The organism is Yersinia thracica, assembly GCF_902170565.1.
GTDB lineage: Bacteria > Pseudomonadota > Gammaproteobacteria > Enterobacterales > Enterobacteriaceae > Yersinia > Yersinia thracica.
Map to the genome: position 1 here is coordinate 1 of NZ_CABHXX010000038.1, position 16,054 is coordinate 16,054.

Consider the following 16,054-nt stretch of genomic DNA (forward strand, 5'->3'; position numbering starts at 1 on the left):
CGGGTTATATTATTGTTTAGCCCGCTAATTTACTCTTTAAATCCGGGCTTGCCATTCTCGGCTCGCCATTTTTTTATAAAATTTAGAACACCCTCAGGGCTATCTTCACTATCGTTTGAAGGATAAAATAAAATATCTGTCCCATCAGGGTGTTCAGCTGCATCAACAATTGCAAAGACTAGCGAATCTAACTCTTCCTCTGACCTAAAACTCCCATCAAAAAGAGTCTTAATCAATTCAAAAAATTCGCTTTCTGTATATTCTGTGAATTTTTTTACGCTCATAATTACACCTCCTTTTTTGAGTGGGTTTCAATATGCCGTTTCGGTGTTAACACCCGAAGATTGTCTATACCATAAACCTTCCCCCCCTGGCTAATTGGTTTGATGTGATGAAGTTCATATTTTGTTCTTCCGCCTACATGCTCTTTTTTAGGGGAAAATGGAGAAAGCTTATTACGCATAACTAACCTGTTGATATTGATAAACTGCCCCGCTAGCTCAGGATCATGCCCAACGGCGACCCAAAATGCCTTTCTGAATTTATCAAAACGACTAAGCCATCTGCCACGTAATTGATCCGCAATCTGTGCAGGCTTTTAAGGTAAACATATAACCACTGCATACGGAAATAAAAAAACCTCACTGCTTAGCAAGGTCATTTGTTATGGCTATAATTGTTTTTGGCTACAGGAATGAAAATAATAGATTCTTCGCGATGGACTTAACCACGATTAACACCTTACACGCCTTTTTTCGGGCCGTGATAGCATTAATTTACGAAATGTTGATCTTAGTGACATGCACTAAATCCGAAATAAAAAAAGCCCCCCTTTGCAGGGAGGCTACAGTTATTGGCTGAATCATTAAACTTCACATTGCCGCCCAAAATGGCAAGCTAAGATAATTTATATCAAGCGTCACCGGCGTGGGCAGTTTGGGTAAGACAGCGCGCAGAGACCGGAGCGTACATACAGTACGTGAGGATCCCGAGCACTGCCCTGGCCCAAAATGGCAAGCAAGGTAGCTTGATTAGCCCGCAACAGCAATACGTTTCATGTCGGTCATATAGCCACGCAGTTTATGGCCTACCGCTTCGATTGGGTGGTTGCGAATAGCTTCATTCACATCACGCAGTTGCGCGTTATCTACCGCAGTCCCGGCAACACTTTTACCCAAATCACCAGCTTGCAGAGAATCCATAAACTTGCCTTTCAGCAATGGAACAGCAGCATTGGCGAATAAATAGTTACCGTATTCTGCAGTATCAGAAATAACCACGTTCATTTCATATAAGCGCTTACGAGCAATAGTGTTCGCAATCAGCGGTAATTCATGCAGAGATTCGTAATAAGCAGATTCTTCGATAATGCCAGAATCAACCATAGTTTCGAATGCCAACTCAACACCGGCTTTCACCATGGCAATCATTAATACGCCGTGGTCGAAATATTCTTGCTCAGATATTTTGCCTTCAAACTGTGGCGCATTCTCAAATGCTGTTCTGCCGGTCTCTTCACGCCAGTTCAGTAATTTAACGTCGTCTTCTGCCCAGTCAGCCATCATGCCGCTAGAGAAGGCACCGGAAATAATGTCGTCCATATGTTTCTGGAATAATGGAGCCATGATTTCTTTCAATTGCTCAGACAGCGCATAAGCACGCAATTTAGCTGGGTTGGACAAGCGGTCCATCATCAGCGTAATCCCGCCTTGTTTCAGCGCTTCAGTGATGGTTTCCCAGCCGAACTGAATCAATTTTTCAGCGTAAGCCGCATCAGTGCCTTCAGAAACCAGCTTGTCGAAGCACAACAGTGAACCGGCCTGCAACATACCACACAGGATAGTTTGCTCGCCCATCAGGTCAGATTTAACTTCTGCAACAAAAGAGGATTCCAGCACGCCAGCACGATGGCCGCCAGTCGCCGCTGCCCAAGCTTTGGCAATCGCCATGCCTTCGCCTTTAGGGTCATTTTCCGGGTGAACCGCGATCAATGTCGGCACACCAAAACCACGTTTGTATTCTTCACGAACTTCAGTACCTGGACATTTCGGCGCTACCATCACTACAGTAATGTCTTTACGCACTTGCTCGCCCACTTCAACGATGTTGAAACCGTGGGAGTATCCCAGTGCAGCGCCATCTTTCATCAACGGCTGAACGGCTTGAACTACGGCGGAATGCTGTTTGTCTGGCGTCAAGTTAACAACTAAATCTGCCTGTGGGATCAACTCTTCGTAAGTGCCGACTTTGAAGCCGTTTTCAGTCGCTTTACGCCATGAAGCGCGCTTTTCAGCAATAGCTTCTTTACGCAGGGCATAAGCCACATCCAGACCTGAATCGCGCATGTTCAAACCTTGGTTCAAACCTTGTGCGCCACAGCCGACAATCACCACTTTTTTGCCTTTCAGGTAGTTTGCTTCATCGGCGAATTCGTCACGTGCCATAAAGCGACACTTACCTAATTGCGCCAACTGCTGACGCAGGTTCAATGTGTTGAAATAGTTAGCCATGGTATTACTCCGTTCTGGTTCTGTTTTGTGGGTGCAGCTATTTTTTTAGTGACTGCAAACAAATGTGTGTTTGTGTACTGATACTGTTTTTTTCACATCCCCTGTCTGTGCCGGGGATTATCTTGGATTCACTATATGACAGGAAACACATTGCTGAAATTGATATATTAACAATGTGATATTGCAGATTCTGCAATACTCTTTATTCCTTATGCAATACAATGGCTCTTCTCCCCCAAGAGGCTGTCTGTGATGGATTTACGCGACCTGAAATTATTTCTTCATTTGGCTGAAAGCCGCCATTTTGGCCGCACCGCCAAAGCGATGCATGTCAGTCCATCCACCCTTTCGCGCCAGATTCAGCGCCTGGAAGAGACCATCGGTCAGCCGCTGTTTTTACGTGATAATCGCACCGTACAACTGACTGATGCTGGTACTCAGTTGAAAGCTTTTGCGCAACAAACCTTGCTGCAATATCAACAATTGCTCCATGCCTTGGGCCAACACGGGCCGTCGCTAAGTGGCGAGCTGCGATTATTTTGCTCGGTTACCGCCGCTTATAGCCATTTACCGCCGATTTTGGACCGCTTTCGCGCGCGCCATCCACTGGTTGAAATCAAGCTCACCACCGGTGACGCGGCCGACGCAGTAGATAAAGTGCAATCGAATGAAGCCGATCTCGGCATTGCGGGCCGCCCTGAAGTGCTACCCACCAGCGTGGCATTTACTCAGATTGGCGAGATACCGCTGGTGTTGATTGCCCCGGCACTCCCTTGCGCAGTGCGAGAATTAATCTCTGTCGACCAGCCCGATTGGGCCAATGTGCCATTTATTCTGCCGGAGCACGGCCCATCGCGAAAACGCATTGATTTGTGGTTCCGCCGCCAGCGCATTACTAACCCATTGATATACGCAACAGTTTCCGGTCATGAGGCTATTGTGTCGATGGTGGCCTTAGGCTGTGGAGTCGCGCTGATCCCGTCTGTGGTGGTGGACAACAGCCCGGAACCAGTGCGCAACCGTATTTCTCTGTTGGATGATATTTCGCTGGTAGAGCCATTTGAATTGGGGGTTTGCGTACCCAAAAAACGGCTCAACGAGCCGTTGATTGAAGCATTTTGGAAGCTGCTGTCATTTTACAAAATGTGAATTACAGCTGTATTTAAACTGTCGGAGATAATACCCACAAACCTTTTTGATGCCTCTCCGCTGATACTAATATCCTGAGGAGCCGGGTCGCGCTCTTGTGTAGGAAAGCCATTGATTGCTTCAACTAATAGAGGGGCTTTCTCTATGATGGGATCAACAGTAATCTACTACCGCAATAAATCTTAATATAAGAAAACAAAAAATAATCACAAGAATAATCAGAGAGTATTTATCGCTATCAATATCTGTTATTGCCGCACGCCAATGAATGTGGTGTAAATTATGCGTCAGCCATTTTGATATTAAGATTATTTACTAATATACGCTGAATGATTTGAGTTGTAGGACAGCAGCCAACGCACATGCAGCTTGAAGTATGAGGATTATCTACCCGTATAAATTTATTAATATCATAATAAAAATCTGACCAGTTAAAGCTGTTGACTAATGAAGCCTATGATTTCATTAAATTGAATTCAACTTTTAACAAAGGTAAGGTAAATATGAAAATTAAATTTTTATTAGCATCAATAACATTAATCTCAAGCACAAATATTATGGCACAGCCAGAGCCTCGCCACGGTTTTATTGAATCACCGCCAAGCCGAGCATTTTTATGCTCAAAACAAGGTGGTGAACTCAATAAAGATTGTGGGCCAGCGCAATATGAGCCTCAGTCTATCGAAGGGCTAAAAGGTTTTCCTCAGGCTGGCCCCCCTGATGGCACAATTGCCAGTGCGGGTAATCAAACCTTTCAGCAATTAAATGCGCAAACCCCATACCGTTGGCATAAGGTTAATATTAACCCAGGGGAGAATATATTTAAATGGTCGTTATCTGCCCCGCACAGCACGACATCATGGGAATTTTTTATCACCAAACCTGATTGGAACCCGAATAAACCATTAACTCGTGCTGATTTTGTTCTAACACCTTTTTGTTCGCAGTTCGATGGCGGCGCAAATCCAGCCAAAGTCGTCGCAATAAAATGTAATGTCCCGCAACGCGAGGGATATAACATTATTCTGGGGGTATGGACAATAGCCAATACAGCAAATGCTTTTTATCAGGTTATTGATGCTAACTTCAAGTGATTTATCGGAAAGAAGATAATGTTGCCGTAATAATATAAAAACTCAGGTTGTGAGGCCTGAGTTTTTATTTTAAAAAAGAGTCATACAAATAAAATCTGATTAACCCGCTAAAAAGAATTTAAACGCCGGATTATCCGTTTCATCGTGGCAATCGTATCCCAGCGCGGCGAGATGCTGCTCAAATTGCGGCTCAGACGCCGACAACTCAAACCCGGCCAGAACTCGGCCAAAATCGGTACCGTGACTGCGATAGTGGAACAAAGAAATATTCCAATGCGTCCCTAAGGTATGCAGGAATTTCAACAATGCGCCAGGGGATTCCGGGAACTCAAAGCTATACAAACGCTCGCGCAATGGCTTGGAAGGACGCCCCCCGACCATATAACGCACGTGCAATTTAGCCATTTCGTCATCGGACAAATCCACTACCTGATAATCTTTCGCCCGTAACTCAGACAAAATCTCTTCCCGCTCAACATGACCGCGGGTCAAACGCACCCCGACGAAAATGCAGGCGTTTTCGGCATCAGCATAACGATAGTTAAATTCCGTCACCGACCGGCCACCCAACAGCTCACAGAAACGCAGGAAACTGCCTTTTTGTTCAGGGATAGTCACAGCCAGTAAAGCTTCGCGTTGCTCGCCCAGCTCACAGCGTTCTGAGACATAGCGCAGACCGTGGAAATTAACATTAGCGCCGGAGAGCACATGGGCCAGACGCTCACCTTGAATATTATGCTGCTGCACATATTTTTTCAGGCCAGCCAGCGCCAAAGCACCAGAAGGCTCGGCAATGGCGCGTACATCTTCAAATATGTCTTTGACTGCCGCACAAATGGCGTCGCTATCGACGGTGATCACTTCGTCGAGATATTCCTGGCACAAGCGGAAAGGCTCATCGCCAATGCGCTTCACCGCCACACCTTCAGCAAACAATCCAACTCGCGCCAAATCCACCGGCTTACCGGCATTCAGAGCAGCCCGTAAACAGGCGGAATCTTCTGCTTCAACACCAATGACTTTAATCTGCGGCATCAGTTGTTTGATAAGCACCGCCACACCGGCCACCAGCCCACCGCCGCCAACAGGAACAAAGATCCGGTCAAGATGGGCATCTTGCTGGAGCAACTCCATCGCCAATGTCCCCTGCCCGGCAATCACCGCCGGGTGGTCGAATGGCGGGACAAAGGTATAGCCCTGTAATTGAGATAGCTCAATAGCTTTACCTTTGGCTTCGTCGAAATTGGCACCGAACAGCAGCACCTCACCACCAAAACCGCGCACCGCGTCCACTTTGATATCCGCGGTTGCCACTGGCATCACGATAAGCGCTTTGATACCCAGTTTGCTGGCCGAGAGCGCCACGCCCTGCGCATGGTTACCGGCAGAAGCCGTTATCACGCCACAGGCTTTCTGTTCTGCGGTCAGGCCGGCCAGCATCGCGTAAGCTCCACGCAATTTAAAGCTGTGCACCGGCTGCCGGTCTTCGCGCTTCACCAAAATGGTATTAGCCAGGCGAGAAGAAATCTTTTCCATCACTTGCAGTGGGGTGACTTGCGCCACCTCATACACCGGCGCGCGCAATATCGCCCGCAGATATTCTGCCCCATCGGGGGCAGCAGATAAGGGTTGTGATTCCGCCATGGGTATTAGCCTCCCAACTTACTTTTGTCGCGCACTGCACCTTTGTCGGCACTGGTCGCCAGTAAAGCATAAGCACGCAGCGCATAAGAAACCTGACGTTCGCGAGCTTTTGGTGTCCATGCAGCATCACCGCGCGCCAATTCTGCTTCGCGGCGCGCAGCCAGCTCAGCATCACTGACATCCAGTTTCATGGCACGGTTTGGAATATCAATATCAATGATGTCGCCATCTTGCACTAAAGCAATCAACCCACCGCTGGCGGCCTCTGGCGAAGCATGACCAATAGATAAACCGGAGGTGCCACCGGAGAAACGGCCATCAGTCAGCAATGCACAGCTTTTGCCTAATCCCATGGATTTCAGATAAGTGGTCGGATACAACATTTCCTGCATCCCCGGCCCACCTTTCGGCCCTTCGTAGCGGATAACAACCACATCACCCGCCACCACGTTACCGCCCAGAATAGCGGCAACCGCGTCATCCTGACTCTCATAAACTTTGGCCGGGCCGCGGAAGGTTAAGCTCTCTTTATCTACCCCAGCGGTTTTAACAATTGAGCCATTTTCCGACAGATTGCCATACAGCACCGCTAAACCGCCATCTTGGCTGTAGGCATGTTCACGCGTGCGAATACAACCCTCTTGGCGGTCAGTATCCAAGGATGGGAAGCGGCAATCTTGTGAGAATGCTTTCGTGGTGCGGATACCAGCCGGGCCTGCGGCATACATCTGCTTAACCCCTTCGTCTTTGGTCAGCATCACGTCATAAGCTTCCAACGTTTGTGGCAGGTTCAGCCCCAACACGTTGCTGACATCACGGTTAAGCAACCCAGCCCGATCCAACTCACCTAAAATACCGATGACACCACCCGCGCGGTGGACATCTTCCATATGGTATTTCTGGGTGCTTGGTGCCACTTTGCACAAATGCGGAACCTTACGGGACAGACGGTCGATATCGCTGATATCAAAATCAATTTCGCCTTCCTGTGCTGCCGCCAGCAAATGCAGCACGGTATTGGTGGAGCCGCCCATGGCGATATCCAGCGTCATGGCGTTTTCAAATGCCGCTTTGTTAGCAATGTTACGCGGCAAGGCGCTCTCATCGTCTTGTTCATAATAACGTTTGGTCAGCGCCACAATGTGCTTACCGGCATCAAGGAACAGTTGCTTACGATCAGCATGAGTTGCCAGCAATGAGCCGTTACCCGGCAGCGCCAGACCCAGCGCCTCATTCAGACAGTTCATCGAGTTAGCAGTAAACATCCCGGAACAAGAACCGCAGGTTGGGCAAGCTGAGCGCTCAATTTGATCACTGACAGCATCGCTGACATTCGGGTTTGCGCCCTGAATCATGGCATCGACCAGATCCAGCTTGATAATTTTGTCGGATAATTTGGTTTTACCGGCTTCCATCGGGCCACCGGAAACAAAGATAACCGGGATATTCAGTCGCAGAGACGCCATCAGCATCCCTGGGGTAATTTTGTCGCAGTTAGAGATACACACCATGGCATCCGCACAGTGGGCGTTAACCATGTACTCTACCGAGTCAGCAATCAATTCACGTGAAGGCAGTGAATACAGCATACCGCCGTGGCCCATCGCGATCCCATCATCCACCGCAATAGTGTTGAACTCTTTCGCCACACCGCCAGAGGCTTCAATTTGCTCCGCTACCAGCTTACCTAAGTCGCGCAAATGAACGTGGCCCGGTACAAACTGGGTAAATGAGTTAACTACCGCAATAATCGGTTTGCCGAAGTCATCATCGGTCATACCGGTAGCGCGCCACAGTGCGCGGGCGCCGGCCATATTGCGGCCATGGGTGGTGGTATGGGAACGGTACTTAGGCATTGTCTCTTCACTCCAGTTTTTTATTTTGCAAATCAACTTTTTTATTTTGCAAATCAACTAATTGTTATAAATGCAGTGTGTTGCAAATGATTTTTCGTATGGCAGGTGGCGAACGAACCACCTGCGGAGACTCTTTGCTGATTGTTATTATTTCTCGAGCAACTATGGATTGATCGGATCCAGCCAGCCGTGTTTATCTTCAGTTTCACCGGTGAACAGGCCGAAGAACGCTTGTTGAATTTTTGCCGTGATCGGGCCGCGTTTACCAATACCAACCTGGATGCCATCTACACTGCGCACCGGGGTGATTTCTGCCGCAGTACCGGACATAAATACTTCATCCGCCAAATAGAGAGATTCACGCGACAACACTTGCTCACGCACTTCCAGCCCCATGTCTTTCGCCAGTTTAATAATGGCATCACGGGTAATACCCGGCAGGGCTGAAGAGGTAAATGGCGGAGTAAACAGAATGCCGTCTTTCACTTCAAATAAGTTTTCGCCCGCGCCTTCAGACAGGAAGCCGTGAATGTCCAGCGCAATCCCTTCCTGATAACCGTGGCGGCGTGCTTCGCTGCCCACCAGCAAGGAAGACAGGTAGTTACCGCCCGCTTTGGCCGCAGTTGGAATAGTGTTTGGTGCCACACGGTTCCATGAGGACACCATAGCATCAATGCCTTGCTCCAGCGCTTCTGCGCCCAGATAAGCACCCCATGGGAAAGCGGCAATAATCACGTCAGTCTTATAGCCATCTGGCGGGTTTACACCCATGCCGACATCACCAATAAACACTAATGGTCGGATATAAGCGCTGGTCAGGTTATTTTTGCGCAACGTTTCGCGGCAAGCTTCCATCAGCTCATCAACAGACTGGGAAACGGGCATGCGGTAAATTTTGGCTGAGTCGTGCAAGCGCTGCATGTGTTCGCGGTGACGAAAAACTACTGGCCCTTTATGGGAATTGTAGCAACGGACACCTTCGAAGACTGACGTGCCGTAGTGTAACGCGTGAGACATCACGTGAACTTTAGCCTCTGCCCACGGAACCATTTCGCCGTTAAACCAAATAAAATCAGCTTTCTTCGTCATTCTTTTCTTTCCTTGTGGCGCATCAGGCGCGTATCTGTAATGTATTAGGTTGTAGGATCTCGACGCAGGCGACATCCATAAGCTTGCTCAGCTGTGAAGACAGTAAATCGACAGGGCGCTGGCTGGCAACGGTCAATTCAATATTAACATTCTCAGCATTAATCATTGGCGACATATTCATAGCACAAACCTGAAAGCCGCGGTGCCGCACAACCCGCAATACACGCTCTAACATTTCAGGGCGGAAGCGGGCTTGGATAGAGAGTTGATGTTGGATAGAGGGTTGATGTTGCATCATGAGATTTTCTCCAGCATGGTTTCATTACCTGCGCCTGGCGGCACTAACGGCCAAACGTTTTCGAGTTCGTCGATGGAAACCTGGAGCAGATAAGGGCCTTCGCTGTTAAACAGCGCGTCCAGAGCGGCGTCGACTTGGTCTTTGCGGGTGATTCGTTGGCCAGGAATATTAAAAGCGCTGGCCAGAGTGATAAAATCGGGGTTGTCAGAAAGATTGGTTTCGCTGTAACGCCCATCAAAAAACAGTTGCTGCCATTGCCTTACCATGCCCAAGCGCTGGTTATCCAACAACACGATTTTCAGCGGCAACTGTTTTCGTTTTATGGTGCCCAGCTCCTGCACATTCATCATAAACGAGCCGTCACCGGAGACACAGATGACCATATCATCCGGGCGGGCCATTTGTGCGCCAACAGCAGCGGGGACGCCAAAGCCCATCGTGCCCAAACCGCTGGAGGTGATGAAATTCTCAGGGCGGGTAAAGTTCATATGCTGCGCCGTCCACATCTGGTGCTGGCCCACGTCGGTGGTAACCACGGTCTGTGGAGCTTTGCGCTCAGAAATTTGCTTCAACAATAACGGAGCATAAATTGCCTGGCCGGGGTGGTCATAACGCCAGCTATGCTGGTGTTTTAAGCCCATAACCTCATCACGCCACGGCTGAATGTCCAGCGGTTGCTGCAAAGCAGGCAACAACACTTTCAGATCGCCCTGCAACGCGACGTGCGCCTGACGCAATTTACCCAGCTCGGCCGGGTCGATATCCATATGGATAACTTTGGCTTTCGCAGCAAATGTATTCAACTTGCCGGTCACCCGATCATCAAAACGCGCGCCAACCGCTATCAATAAATCACAATCCTGCACGGCGAAGTTCGCCGCTTTGGTGCCATGCATCCCCAACATCCCCAGATAACAAGGGTGCTCGGTGTCCGGTGCGCCTAAGCCTTTCAGCGTGGCCACGGCAGGAATGCCCGTCACCTCGATAAACTCGCGTAAAGCCGGAACCGCCTGCGCCATTCCAACACCGCCGCCGACATATAGCATCGGTTTTTTTGCCGTCGCCAGCATATCTACAGCTTGTTGTAATTCAGCCGCAGAATCAACGAGATACTCTTCAACTGGCATCAGGTGCGGAGTCAACTCACCCACGGCCAGCTGAATGTCTTTCGGGATATCAATTAAAACCGGGCCGGGGCGGCCACTGGTCGCGATGGCAAAGGCTTCCGCCATAATGCCCGGCAGCGCATCCAGTGATTCAACTAAAAAACTGTGTTTGGTACAGGCCAGAGACAGACCTAAAACATCAATTTCCTGAAAAGCATCAGTGCCGATTAATGCAGAACCGACTTGGCCGGTGATAGCAATAACCGGCACAGAATCCAGTAAGGCATCCGCCAAACCGGTGATCAGATTAGTGGCTCCGGGGCCGGAAGTGGCAATACACACCCCAACTTTACCGGTTGCACGCGCATAACCAATAGCAGCAATGGCAGCGCCCTGCTCATGGCGGCAGAGCAGATGCTCGACACCGCCATCATACAAAGCATCGTAGACCGGCATAATCGCCCCGCCCGGATAGCCGAATACCGTACTAACACCCTGCGCACGCAACGCTTGAACCACCCACTGAGCACCATTCATAGTTATTTCCCCGACCGTTCGCGAGGTAAGCAGGATTTTATTCTGTTGTGCATTTTATGTTCCTCGCGTCCTTTAATGTAATGATAAAAAAAACCCCCGGACCTTTCGGTGCGGGGGTTCTCTTGTGATTAAGGCTTGATTTTTATGCCTTTTTTCGTCCAAGTGCAGCCCCGCACGGTGGGATAATCACCACCACCACGCTAATTAGGACTAGGTTAATCACTTGGAAAATCGCTTTCATAATTAGGTTGTTCATCTGTCTAGTGTCGAACGAATACCTACAGAGTTATCACAGTTATTAGTTATCTGACAATATTTATTTAAATTATTATTTTGTGAGCACACAGATAAAACACAATAAATATATTATTTATCAATCAGTAAAAGCCATATCGACAGTTTGGTCTTTTTTCTGCGTACCACATCTCAATTTTTGATTTTGATACATTCATTGCAACGAAACTTTCCGCGAGCTTTCGCAAAACAACCCTTTTTCCAGACACTGACAAAAATCCTGAGGCACTCTGTAATAACGCCCGACACTAAGGACGCATGACAGCAAAGGAAAGCACCATGTCACTGGCAACTATTCATACCCGCGCCACATTAGGTATTCAGGCGCCCGCCATCACAGTTGAAGCTCATATTAGCAATGGGTTACCGGGATTCGTTTTAGTTGGATTACCGGAAACTACAGTGAAAGAGGCCCGGGACAGGGTTCGCAGCGCACTGATTAACAGCGGCTTCACCTTTCCAGCTAAACGAATCACGGTCAGCTTGGCACCGGCAGATTTACCCAAAGAAGGCGGCCGTTATGACCTGCCTATCGCTTTAGCGATATTAGCGGCGTCAGAGCAGATTCCTGCGGATAAATTAGCGCACTATGAGTTCTTGGGTGAACTCGCCTTATCGGGGGCGCTAAGACGTGTTAGCGGCGCAATTCCAGCCGCTCTCGCCAGCAGCCAGGCCCATCGACAATTAATTTTGCCGTCAGAGAACAGTCTAGAAATTGGATTGATTGCCCAAGGTAACAGCTGGGTCGCAGAAAACTTGCTCGCAGTATGCGGTTTTTTACAAGAGGAGAATACCCTAGCTCAGGGCCAACGCCTTGAAGATGTTGTCGATTGGGACAACCGCCTCGACCTGCAAGATATCATCGGTCAATCACAAGCCAAACGTGCGCTGGAGATAACAGCGGCGGGTGGGCATAATCTGCTATTGCTCGGCCCTCCGGGGACGGGAAAAACCATGCTAGCAAATCGGCTAACTGGACTACTGCCGCCACTGACGGAGCAAGAAGCACTGGAGGCCGCAGCCATTAATGGCCTGCTACACAGTAATGAACTGCCCGCCCAATGGCGCTGCCGGGCTTTTCGCGCACCGCATCACAGCGCATCAATGGCCGCTCTGATTGGCGGAGGGTCAATTCCCCGTCCCGGCGAAATATCACTGGCACACAATGGGGTACTTTTTCTCGATGAACTGCCGGAGTTTGAACGTCGGGTGCTGGATTCACTGCGCGAGCCACTGGAATCAGGCGAAATTATCATTTCCCGTGCAGCTGCTAAAGTTTGTTTTCCGGCCAAAGTACAGCTTATCGCCGCAATGAACCCCAGCCCTAGCGGGCATTACCAAGGTGTTCATAACCGAGCGCCGCCACAGCAAATTCTGCGCTATCTGGCAAAATTGTCAGGCCCATTTTTGGACAGATTTGATTTGTCGATAGAAGTCCCGCTACTCCCTGCAGGAATGCTCGGAGCACAGAGAGATCAAGGAGAGCCAAGTAAAATCGTCAGGCAAAGAGTATTACAAGCCAGGCAAAAGCAATTGGATAGAGCGGGGAAGATAAACACGCAACTTAGCAGCCAGGAGATAACTGAACATTGCTATTTAACACCTGAGAATACTGTTTTTCTGGAACAAGTTCTGCTGAAGCTCGGCCTGTCAGTCCGCGCCTGGCACCATATTCTGAAAGTGTCACGAACCATTGCCGATCTAGCTCAGGAAGATAATATTCAAAAAAATCATCTTTCAGAGGCACTAAGCTATCGTTGTATGGACCGGTTGCTTTTGCAATTACACAAAAGCTTAATATAAAAAAGGGAACAAAAGTCCCCTTTTTAAATCACGATGCTGATACCCAAAGTCATTGAAGTCGCAGGTAGGCAGCAAACACATCCCGACAAGCTTACCCAAGTAAGTGATTCGGGTGACAAATCTGCTGGGAGCAGATTTGAACGCTGCTCACAGCGGCCTCGTAGAGGCGAGGCCCATGGACGGGCCGAGTAACGCGCGTAGCTAACACTCCTGCGGCTTCAAGGACGACGGGAATTAGTCGTCGCTATCAGTGTAATCTTCTACTGCGTCCATCTGTGGTTTACCGCCAGACAGCGTATGGAAACGTTTAGGCCGACGGGTCCGAGTCACATATTTAGACCAGACTTTTTCCTCAGCGCTGACTGGCTCACGCTCGCCGCGACAAACAGCAACAAATAACTGTTCTTCTTCTGTTGCAGGCTGGCGTTTCCCGAGGTCAAGCTCGTTGAAAGCATAACCGTGGCGCTCTAGTAATTGCGCCTCTTTAATGGTGAAATCGCCGTGACGCGAGAACCCGCGAGGATAATGTTTATTATCAAAAAAACGATTGGTCGTGATGAAGCTATCCGCCATCTGACACGCTCCTAATTCTCTCATGGTCGTGCTGTTTATGGCGCGGAGTATTAGATAGGCTTGACATCGTGTAAAACAAAACATTTAAATCTTAACGATAAAAAAATTGGAGATAGGTGTGGATACCGAATTACTGAAAACCTTTTTGGAGGTCAGTAGAACTCGCCACTTTGGTCGTGCAGCTGAATCTTTGTACTTAACGCAGTCGGCGGTGAGTTTTCGTATCCGTCAATTAGAAAATCAATTAGGTGCAAATTTATTCACTCGCCATCGCAATAATATTCGTCTGACCCCTGCGGGTGAACGGCTGGTTCCTTACGCCGAAACATTGATGAGTACCTGGCAATTGGCAAAAAAAGAGGTTGTACATTCACTACAACACACAGAGTTGTCTATTGGTGCAACCGCATCACTTTGGGAGGCCTACCTCACCCCTTGGTTGCAACAGTTATATAAACAACGAGAAGCATTACGCCTTGAAGCCCGTATTGCGCTACGGCAATCACTGGTGAAGCAATTGCACGAACGGCAACTGGATTTGTTGATAACAACCGAGCCCCCTAAAATGGATGAACTGGCAAGCCAACTTCTAGGGCATTTTTCATTACGTTTGTTCTCCTCAGTTCCCCTCCCTCTATCAGAAATAACTGACGATGAAACCGAGCATAAAAATGCAAATGAAGCGCCCTATATCAAACTGGAATGGGGGGCAGATTTCCATCAGCAAGAAAATCGTTTACTCAACAACGAACAGATGCCCGTGCTGACCACGACTTCGGCTCATTTAACCCGGCAACTGTTGGACACTACCGGTGGCTGTGCCTTTTTACCCGAACATTGGCAAAAAGAATATCCAGAGCTGACCATTAATACTGATATACCGCCTATCGTACGGCCACTATATGCCGTTTGGTTGCAAAACAGTGACCAACAAACATTAATTCGACAGCTATTAAAAACGCCTATGAATAACGCCGCGCAAAGCGATATACAGGATTAAGTGATGGCGACTGAGGCTTAGCCTCGTGGTTCACGATAAAAAGCACTCACCGCCCTCTGGATAGCAATAAAGCTAAATAGCAGAATTCTGATGACAGTTTTAGTCCACCATGAACTGAGAGTGTCATCAAAAGTGATATAACGCTGTATTGGCTCCTAATCAAAGTGTGCAATGTAAATCGCCAGCAAATCATAAAGTAGTGGTTAATAGAATGGACTGTTCAGACACAATAAAGCTCATGCAACGGGCAATAAACAGAGTTACCGCAACCGATATATTGAGCAGTAGAGTGACCTTTTGATAAAAGCTACCAATTCGTATTTCTTGAATTAATAACCAAAGATCTTTTCCCTGTTAGCTAAAATATTAATTAGCTTTAGTTCATCTGGTGGAAGTAATAATAGGCAGAGCCAACCATTTTTTGTACATAAATTCAGCTAAATAAGTATGAATTGGGAATGTTATTTTTCTAAGAGTTGATGACTATTTTAATAAAAAATATGACTAATAAGAGTTATTAATGGAGTAATACGCGCGGTGTATCGGCAAAATAAATGGATATTCCTGATGTAAAAAATCGAGACAGCCGCCAGATAAGAGGAGAAGTATATAAAGGAGTCACACGGCCAGTATAAAAAACGAGCTAAATGATTATTTTTGACATAAAAAAACCCCTCGCTTTTGCGAAGGGCTATTTATATGGCAGGGGCGGAGAGACTCGAACTCGCGACACCCGGTTTTGGAGACCGGTGCTCTACCAACTGAGCTACGCCCCTAAATTATGCTTAACATTATGCCTGCTAAGATAAGCAGGCATAATTTAAATAAGTGGCGGAACGGACGGGGCTCGAACCCGCGACCCCCTGCGTGACAGGCAGGTATTCTAACCAACTGAACTACCGCTCCACCGATTCTTTTACGTGTATCTTCCCGATACTTACCCTTAAGGGGCCAGCGCTCCGCGCTGTGCAAAACCGCCTCTGGCGATTTTGTCAGTTACCAGATGTCATTCTGATAACTCGTGTTTGATGCCTGGCAGTGTCCTACTCTCGCATGGGGAGACCCCACACTACCATCGGCGCTACGGCGTTTCACTTCTGA

At 48.3% G+C, this 16,054-nt stretch carries 14 protein-coding genes, 2 tRNA genes and 1 pseudogene; 4 read left to right on the forward strand and 13 right to left on the reverse strand.

Translation table 11 applies throughout. From position 1 onward, the window contains the following. Positions 1-29: 29 nt before the first annotated feature. The 3 genes from FTA91_RS05695 to ilvC form a co-directional block, all read right to left on the reverse strand. Positions 30-284 (reverse strand): bacteriocin immunity protein, encoded by a 255-nt coding sequence (locus FTA91_RS05695; protein ID WP_145498419.1) that lies wholly within the window; start codon positions 282-284, stop codon positions 30-32. Between the two features lie 2 nt (positions 285-286). After that, positions 287-586, reverse strand: a complete 300-nt coding sequence (locus FTA91_RS20445; protein WP_145583039.1) for an HNH endonuclease signature motif containing protein — start codon at positions 584-586, stop codon at positions 287-289. Between the two features lie 445 nt (positions 587-1,031). Continuing rightward, on the reverse strand, positions 1,032-2,510 hold the full coding sequence (ilvC, locus tag FTA91_RS05705; protein ID WP_050116490.1) for a ketol-acid reductoisomerase: 1,479 nt from the start codon (positions 2,508-2,510) through the stop codon (positions 1,032-1,034). Between the two features lie 252 nt (positions 2,511-2,762). Between ilvC and ilvY the strand changes: the two genes are divergently transcribed. Both ilvY and FTA91_RS05715 read left to right on the forward strand, forming a co-directional pair. Then, positions 2,763-3,659, forward strand: coding sequence for an HTH-type transcriptional activator IlvY (gene ilvY / locus FTA91_RS05710; protein WP_050116489.1), 897 nt, complete (start codon positions 2,763-2,765; stop codon positions 3,657-3,659). Positions 3,660-4,162: 503 nt separating this feature from the next. Continuing rightward, entirely contained in the window at positions 4,163-4,753 is a 591-nt protein-coding gene (locus FTA91_RS05715; protein WP_050116488.1) for a lytic polysaccharide monooxygenase, read from the forward strand. Between the two features lie 99 nt (positions 4,754-4,852). Here the strand turns inward: FTA91_RS05715 and ilvA are convergent, their stop codons facing one another. The 6 genes from ilvA to ilvL form a co-directional block, all read right to left on the reverse strand. Beyond that, the gene (gene ilvA, locus FTA91_RS05720; RefSeq protein ID WP_145536067.1) at positions 4,853-6,397 is read right to left on the reverse strand and encodes a threonine ammonia-lyase, biosynthetic; all 1,545 of its coding nucleotides are present in this window, start codon (positions 6,395-6,397) and stop codon (positions 4,853-4,855) included. A gap of 5 nt (positions 6,398-6,402) precedes the next feature. Beyond that, complete coding sequence (gene ilvD / locus FTA91_RS05725; protein ID WP_050116486.1) at positions 6,403-8,253, reverse strand: dihydroxy-acid dehydratase; 1,851 nt, start codon at positions 8,251-8,253, stop codon at positions 6,403-6,405. 162 nt (positions 8,254-8,415) lie between these two features. Further along, complete coding sequence (locus FTA91_RS05730) at positions 8,416-9,342, reverse strand: branched-chain amino acid transaminase (RefSeq protein WP_050116485.1); 927 nt, start codon at positions 9,340-9,342, stop codon at positions 8,416-8,418. Between the two features lie 22 nt (positions 9,343-9,364). Further along, entirely contained in the window at positions 9,365-9,637 is a 273-nt protein-coding gene (ilvM, locus tag FTA91_RS05735; RefSeq protein ID WP_050116492.1) for an acetolactate synthase 2 small subunit, read from the reverse strand. Continuing rightward, positions 9,637-11,283, reverse strand: coding sequence for an acetolactate synthase 2 catalytic subunit (gene ilvG / locus FTA91_RS05740; RefSeq protein WP_050116484.1), 1,647 nt, complete (start codon positions 11,281-11,283; stop codon positions 9,637-9,639). Before ilvG ends, ilvM begins: the two co-directional genes overlap by 1 nt. A gap of 142 nt (positions 11,284-11,425) precedes the next feature. Next, positions 11,426-11,524, reverse strand: a complete 99-nt coding sequence (gene ilvL / locus FTA91_RS05745) for an ilv operon leader peptide (protein WP_145583038.1) — start codon at positions 11,522-11,524, stop codon at positions 11,426-11,428. A 332-nt stretch (positions 11,525-11,856) separates the two neighbouring features. Here ilvL and FTA91_RS05750 point away from each other — a divergent pair, with 332 nt between their 5' ends. Further along, complete coding sequence (locus FTA91_RS05750) at positions 11,857-13,380, forward strand: YifB family Mg chelatase-like AAA ATPase (RefSeq protein WP_050116483.1); 1,524 nt, start codon at positions 11,857-11,859, stop codon at positions 13,378-13,380. Between the two features lie 234 nt (positions 13,381-13,614). Here the strand turns inward: FTA91_RS05750 and FTA91_RS05755 are convergent, their stop codons facing one another. Next, complete coding sequence (locus tag FTA91_RS05755) at positions 13,615-13,953, reverse strand: MaoP family protein (RefSeq protein WP_050116482.1); 339 nt, start codon at positions 13,951-13,953, stop codon at positions 13,615-13,617. Between the two features lie 118 nt (positions 13,954-14,071). Here FTA91_RS05755 and hdfR point away from each other — a divergent pair, with 118 nt between their 5' ends. Further along, positions 14,072-14,953 (forward strand): HTH-type transcriptional regulator HdfR, encoded by an 882-nt coding sequence (gene hdfR / locus FTA91_RS05760; protein WP_050116481.1) that lies wholly within the window; start codon positions 14,072-14,074, stop codon positions 14,951-14,953. On the opposite strand, the pseudogene FTA91_RS05765 reads toward hdfR, so the two are convergent. From FTA91_RS05765 to FTA91_RS05775, 3 genes and pseudogenes are all read right to left on the reverse strand, one after another. Continuing rightward, positions 14,916-15,102 (reverse strand): annotated as a pseudogene (locus FTA91_RS05765) (hypothetical protein); the annotation flags it as partial. The gene hdfR and the pseudogene FTA91_RS05765 sit on opposite strands and share 38 nt — an antisense overlap. Positions 15,103-15,653: 551 nt before the next feature. Beyond that, positions 15,654-15,729 (reverse strand) — tRNA-Trp (locus FTA91_RS05770). 53 nt (positions 15,730-15,782) lie between these two features. Continuing rightward, positions 15,783-15,859, reverse strand: a tRNA-Asp gene (locus FTA91_RS05775). Between the last annotated feature and the right edge of the window lie 195 nt (positions 15,860-16,054).